General features: G+C 72.8%; 3 protein-coding genes and 2 pseudogenes. 4 read left to right on the top strand and 1 reads right to left on the bottom strand.

Translation table 11 applies throughout. From position 1 onward, the window contains the following. Positions 1–725: 725 nt before the first annotated feature. Positions 726–2,171: an aldehyde dehydrogenase family protein gene (locus tag B9S61_RS20470; RefSeq protein WP_103543557.1), complete on the top strand. Its 1,446-nt coding sequence runs from the start codon at positions 726–728 to the stop codon at positions 2,169–2,171. Beyond that, positions 2,172–2,798 (top strand): annotated as a pseudogene (locus B9S61_RS20465) (carbohydrate-binding protein); the annotation flags it as partial. A 27-nt stretch (positions 2,799–2,825) separates the two neighbouring features. Here B9S61_RS20465 and B9S61_RS20460 read toward each other — a convergent pair. Continuing rightward, the gene (locus B9S61_RS20460; protein ID WP_103543555.1) at positions 2,826–3,836 is read right to left on the bottom strand and encodes a LacI family DNA-binding transcriptional regulator; all 1,011 of its coding nucleotides are present in this window, start codon (positions 3,834–3,836) and stop codon (positions 2,826–2,828) included. A 262-nt stretch (positions 3,837–4,098) separates the two neighbouring features. Between B9S61_RS20460 and B9S61_RS20455 the strand changes: the two genes are divergently transcribed. Next, positions 4,099–6,039: an acyl-CoA dehydrogenase family protein gene (locus B9S61_RS20455; RefSeq protein WP_103543554.1), complete on the top strand. Its 1,941-nt coding sequence runs from the start codon at positions 4,099–4,101 to the stop codon at positions 6,037–6,039. A 124-nt stretch (positions 6,040–6,163) separates the two neighbouring features. Then, positions 6,164–6,341 (top strand): annotated as a pseudogene (locus tag B9S61_RS42455) (1-deoxy-D-xylulose-5-phosphate reductoisomerase); the annotation flags it as partial.

The following is a 6,341-nucleotide window of genomic DNA, read 5'->3' as shown; positions in this document are numbered from 1 at the left end:
CGGCGCCCCTCCCCGATCTCCTCCCGCAGCGCGGTGATCCGCTCCTCGACACCGGACGACCACTCACCGGCGAGCCCTTCTCGGCCCTCACGCGGTGAGGCTTCCGCGGCGGTCCTTCGGTCTTCGTGCGGGTGCGGCGTACCGCGGTCCGGTGGCGGTGCACGCGGGTCGGACGGCTGCCCGGGGCCTGCGGGGGGCGGGGCTTCCGGGGCCGTTCTTCGGCCTCCGCGTGGGTGCGGCGGTCGGCGGTCCGGTGACGGTGCCCGCAGGTCGAGCGGCTGTCCGGTGACGTGCCTCTCTCGGTTCCCCGGGCGGTGACGTCACCACGGCTGCCTTCGTGCCCCGCACGGACGCGGCGTACCGCGGTCCGGGTGTGGGGCCCGCGGGGCTGATCGGCGGCGTGTTCCCGTCGGCCGCGGGCGGCGACGTTTGCGGGGTCGTTCTTCGGCCCTCGCACGGACGCGGCGTACCGCGGTCCGGTGGTGGTGCGCGCGGGGCGAGGGGCTGTCCTGCGGCGCGCCCGTGCGGGGGGAGCCGGTGTGTCTGGGGTGGCGCCGTGGGCCCGCGTGGTGGTGGCTCCGCTGCCGCCCCGGGGTCTTTGTGCCGATGCGGCGCACTGCTGCCCGGCATCCGTACGTGCCGGACAAGCGCCCGCCCGGCGGCACGCCCCTACCGTGGACCCAGAAAACCAGTACACCCCCTACGCGGAAGGGCCGGGACTCCACATGACTTCCACCCACGCCTTCTGGCTCGCCGGCCGCCAGGCCACCGGCGACGCCGCCTTCGACGTCACCTCCCCCTGGGACGGCCGGGTCGTCGGCACGGTGAGTGTGCCGTCCGACGCCCAGGTCGAGGAGGCCGTGGCCGCCGCGTACGCCGTACGGGACGAGTTCGCCGCCACCCCCGCCCACGTCCGCGCCGCCGCTCTGGACCACGTCAGCCGGCGCCTCGCCGAGCGCACGGAGGAGATCGCCCGGCTGATCTCCGCCGAGAACGGCAAGCCGATGAAGTGGGCCCGCGGCGAGGTCGGCCGCGCCGTCTCGGTGTTCCGCTTCGCGTCCGAGGAGGCCCGCCGGTTCAACGGCGGCGAGGCGCAGCGCCTGGACACCGACGCCGGCGGGCAGGGCCGGCTCGCCTTCACCCGCCGCTTCCCCAAGGGCGTCGTCCTCGGCATCGCGCCGTTCAACTTCCCGCTGAACCTGTGCGCGCACAAGATCGCCCCGGCGATCGCCGCCGGCGCCCCGATCGTCCTGAAGCCGGCGCCCGCCACGCCCCTGTCCGGGCTGATCCTCGGCGAGCTGCTCGCCGAGACCGAGCTGCCCGCCGGCTCCTGGAGCATCCTCCCGGTCCCCAACGACCGTATGCCCGCCCTCGTCCAGGACGAGCGGCTGCCGGTGATCTCCTTCACCGGCTCGGAGAAGGTCGGCTACGCGATCATGGACTCGGTGCCGCGCAAGCACTGCACGCTGGAGCTGGGCGGCAACGGCGCGGCCGTCGTCCTCGCCGACTTCGCGGGCGACGAGGACCTGGACCGGGCCGCGCAGCGCATCGCGACCTTCTCCAACTACCAGGGCGGCCAGTCCTGCATCTCCGTGCAGCGCGTGATCGCCGACGCGTCGGTCTACGACCGGCTGCTGCCGCGCATCGTCGCCGCCGTCGAGGCGCAGGCCACCGGCGACCCGGGCGACGACGCCACCGATGTCGGCCCGCTGGTCAGCGAGGAGGCGGCGCAGCGCGTCGAGGCGTGGGTGCAGGAGGCCGTCGACGCGGGCGCCACCCTCCTCACCGGCGGCAAGCGCGATGGTGCCTCCTACGCGCCGACCGTGCTCACCGACGTACCGGCGGATGTCACCCTCTCCTGCGAGGAGGTCTTCGGGCCGGTGCTGACCGTGCGGAAGGTGGACGGCGAGGCCGAGGCCTTCGCCGCCGTCAACGACTCCAGGTACGGGCTCCAGGCAGGTGTGTTCACCCACGACCTGCAGACCGCCTTCCGGGCCCACCGCGCCCTGGAGGTCGGCGGTGTGGTCGTCGGCGACGTGCCCTCCTACCGGGCCGACCAGATGCCGTACGGCGGCGCCAAGCAGTCCGGTGTGGGCCGTGAGGGCGTGCGGTTCGCGATGGACGACTACACCTACGAGCGCGTGATGGTCCTCACCGGCCTCGCCCTCTAGGAGCCCGACTCCCCGCCGCGCACCGACCTCGTGACGCCCGGCACCCCCGGCACCCCGCTCACCGTCAGCGGTTACGTCTTCGGCCGCGACTGTGTCCCGCTGAGCGGGGTCCTGCCCGACTTCTGGCAGGCCGACCACGCCGGCGCCTACGACATGGCCGGATACACCTTCCGCGGGCACCAGTTCACCGGCGCCACCGGCGCCTTCACCCTGCGGACGATCGTGCCGGGCCTCTATCCCGGCCGCACCCGGCACATCCACGTCAAGGCGCAGGCACCGGGCGAACCCGTGCTCACCACCCAGCTCTGCTTCCCCGGCGAGCCCCGCAACAGCACGGACGCGCTCTTCGACCCGGCGCTGCTGATGAACGTCCGCGCCGCGGGCGGCGGCAGGCAGGGCACCTTCGACTTCGTGCTCGACGTCGAGGGCGGCCCCACGGACCCGCCCACGGACCCGCCCACGGACCCGCCCACCGACCCGCCGAGCGGAAGCTGGGCCCCCGGCCACCCGTACGCGGCGGGCGACCGGGTCACCTACGGGGGCGCCGGGTACCGCTGCCTGCGGGCCCACACCTCGATGACCGGCTGGGAGCCGCCCGGCGTTCCGGCGCTGTGGCGCCGCGCGTGACAGCGGCCGTGTCACCGCGCGGGTGAGCTACGGGGCGGGTGCCGGGCCCGAGCTGGCGCGGACCGTCAGTTCGGGCGCGATCAGTACGATTTCGTCGCCGCCCCGCCCGCCGAGCCTGGCGACCAGCTGCTCCACGGCGAGCCGGCCCGTCTCCTGCGCGGGGACGGCGACCGACGTCAGGCGCACGGAGGCCTGCACGGCGACCTGTTCCGGACAGATCGCGACCACCGAGACGTCCTCGGGCACGGCCCGGCCCTGCTGCCGCAGCAGGGCCAGCAGGGGTTCCACCGCCGACTCGTTCTGCACGACGAAGCCCGTGGTGCCGGGCCGTTCGTCGAGGATCCGGGCCAGCGTCACGGCCATCGCGTCGTACCCGCCCTCGCAGGGGCGGTGCAGCAGCCGAAGTCCCAGCTCCCGCGCCCGGCCGCGCAGTCCGTCCAGGGTGCGCTCGGCGAAGCCGGTGTGCCGTTCGTAGACCGCCGGCGCCTCGCCGATGACGGCGATGTCGTGGTGTCCCCGCTCGGCGAGATGCTCCACGCACAGCGCACCGGTGGCCTTGAAGTCGAGGTCGACGCAGGTCAGCCCGGTGGTGTCGGCGGGGAGACCGATCAGCACCGCCGGCCGGTCGGTCTCCCGCAGCAGCGGGAGGCGCCCGTCGTCGAGTTCGACGTCCATCAGGATCATGCCGTCGGCGAGTCCGCTGCCCGCGACCCGGCGCACCGCGTCCGGGCCCTCCTCTCCGGTGAGCAGCAGCACGTCGTACCCGTGGGTGCGGGCGGTGGTGGCCACCGCGATGGCGATCTCCATCATCACCGGCACGTACATGTCGGTACGCAGGGGGACCATCAGCGCGATGATGTTGGACCTGCTGCTGGCCAGGGCGCGGGCCCCGGCGTTCGGGTGGTACCCGAGTTCGCGGATGCTCCGCTCGACCCGCCGGCGGGTGCTCACGGAGATGGACCGCTTGCCGCTGAGGACATAGCTCACCGTGCTCGCCGAGACTCCGGCATGCTGGGCGACCTCGGCGAGGGTGACCATCCGGCTCTCCCTGGGATGTGAAGCGCTTCGACGAAGCGCCGTGTGCGCAAGGGTGGGTGAGGGTGGTCCGACAATAGCCGTAGAGGCGGGGGAGTGTCCAAGGGGTGTCGAAGCGCTTCGACGCCCCTCTTCCCGGGCCGTCGGCCTATCGGCCGAACGGACGCACGAAGGGTGGTGGGTTCGCTACGAATCGGGTACATACGATCGAGTAGCACCCGTCAGTAACGCATGACTCCATCCTATTCGCGGCGAGGTGAGCCTCATGTCCGCAGTACCCGAGTCTCCGTCCCGGCCCACGGTCACCGAACGGGAGGCCCGTCAGGTCGCGGAGGCCGCCCGGGAGCAGGACTGGCGCAAGCCCAGCTTCGCCAAGGAACTGTTCCTCGGCCGCTTCCGGCTCGACCTGATCCACCCCCACCCCCTTCCCGCCGGCGAGGACGTCCAGCGCGGTGAGGAGTTCCTCGCCAAACTCCGCGACTTCTGCGAGACGAAGATCGACGGGGCCACGATCGAGCGGGACGCGCGCATCCCCGACGAGGTGATCACCGGGCTCAAGGAGCTCGGCGCCCTCGGTATGAAGATCGACACCAAGTACGGCGGCCTCGGCCTCACCCAGGTCTACTACAACAAGGCCCTCGCCCTGGTCGGCTCGGCCAACCCGGCGATCGGCGCGCTGCTCTCCGCCCACCAGTCGATCGGCGTCCCGCAGCCGCTGAAGATCTTCGGCACGCGCGAGCAGAAGGAGACGTTCCTCCCGCGCTGCGCCCGTACCGACATCTCCGCCTTCCTGCTCACCGAGCCGGACGTCGGCTCCGACCCGGCCCGGCTCGCCACCACCGCCGTCCCCGACGGCGAGGACTACGTCCTCGACGGCGTGAAGCTGTGGACCACCAACGGCGTGGTCGCCGACCTGCTCGTCGTCATGGCGCGGGTGCCCCGGTCCGAGGGCCACCGGGGAGGCGTCACCGCGTTCGTCGTGGAGGCGTCCTCCGAGGGCGTCACCGTCGAGAACCGCAACGCCTTCATGGGCCTGCGCGGACTCGAGAACGGCGTCACCCGCTTCCACCGGGTCCGTGTCCCCGCCTCCCACCGCATCGGCGAGGAGGGCCACGGACTCAAGATCGCGCTCACCACACTCAACACCGGGCGGCTCTCCCTGCCCGCGATGTGCGTCGGCTCGGGCAAGTGGTGCCTGAAGATCGCCCGCGAGTGGTCGGCGGCCCGCGAGCAGTGGGGCAAGCCGGTCGCCCTGCACGAGGCCGTCGGCTCCAAGATCGCGTTCATCGCGGCGACGACCTTCGCACTGGAGGCCGTGGTCGACCTGTCCTCCCAGATGGCCGACGAGGACCGCAACGACATCCGCATCGAGGCGGCCCTCGCCAAGCTGTACGGCTCGGAGATGGCCTGCCTGATGGCCGACGAGCTGGTGCAGATCCGCGGCGGACGCGGCTTCGAGACCGCCGAGTCCCTCCGCGCGCGCGGCGAACGCGCGGTCCCCGCCGAGCAGATGCTGCGCGACCTGCGCATCAACCGCATCTTCGAGGGCTCCACCGAGATCATGCACCTGCTCATCGCGCGGGAGGCCGTCGACGCCCACCTGTCGGTCGCCGGTGATCTGATCGACCCGGAGAAGTCCCTCGGCGACAAGGCGCGGGCGGGAGCGGGCGCGGGTCTCTTCTACGCGAAGTGGCTGCCGAAACTCGTCGCCGGACCGGGACAGCTCCCCGGCTCCTACCACGAGTTCAAGCACGGCATCGACCTGTCCCCGCATCTGCGCTACGTCGAGCGCACCTCCCGCAAGCTGGCCCGCTCCACCTTCTACGCCATGTCCCGCTGGCAGGGGAAGATGGAGACCAAGCAGGGCTTCCTGGGCCGGATCGTCGACATCGGCGCCGAACTGTTCGCGATGAGCGCCGCCTGCGTCCGCGCGGAACTCCTGCGCGGCCGCGGTGAGAACGGCCGCGAGGCCTACCAGCTCGCCGACGCCTTCTGCCGCCAGTCCCGCATCCGCGTCGAGGAGCTCTTCGGCCGGCTCTGGAGCAACACCGACGACGTCGACCGCAAGGTCGTCAAGGGCGTGCTCTCCGGCACGTACGAGTGGCTCGAGCAGGGCGTCATCGACCCCTCGGACGACGGTCCCTGGATCGCGGACGCCACCCCGGGCCCGTCCCGGCGGGAGAACCTGCACCGCCCGATCCGCTGACCCGCCGGGACACGGGGGCGTGGCCGGCCGCGGAACCGGCCACGCCCCCGCGCCCGGAAGAACACCCGTCCCGGCCGCCGGGGCGGGGCCCCGGCGGCGGGCGCGACCCGACACAATGGGGTCCATGACCGACGCTCCAGCTCCGCTCGCCGATCCGCACCTGGTGTACGACCCCGTGGTGGGAGACGGCCCGAAGGACGTGGCGATCCTCGGCTCCACCGGGTCGATCGGCACCCAGGCCATCGACCTCGTGCTGCGCAACCCCGACCGCTTCCGGGTCACCGCCCTGTCCGCCAACGGCG

This window comes from Streptomyces sp. SM1 (genome assembly GCF_002910825.1).
GTDB lineage: Bacteria > Actinomycetota > Actinomycetes > Streptomycetales > Streptomycetaceae > Streptomyces > Streptomyces okerensis.
This window is presented reverse-complemented; position numbering and strand designations above follow the sequence as displayed.

Coding starts and splice junctions, on each gene's coding strand:
- B9S61_RS20470 (WP_103543557.1), top strand. CDS start 726: ATGACTTCCACCCACGCCTTCTGGCTCGCCGGCCGCCAGGCCACCGGC.
- B9S61_RS20455 (WP_103543554.1), top strand. CDS start 4,099: ATGTCCGCAGTACCCGAGTCTCCGTCCCGGCCCACGGTCACCGAACGG.
- B9S61_RS20460 (WP_103543555.1), bottom strand. CDS start 3,836: ATGGTCACCCTCGCCGAGGTCGCCCAGCATGCCGGAGTCTCGGCGAGC.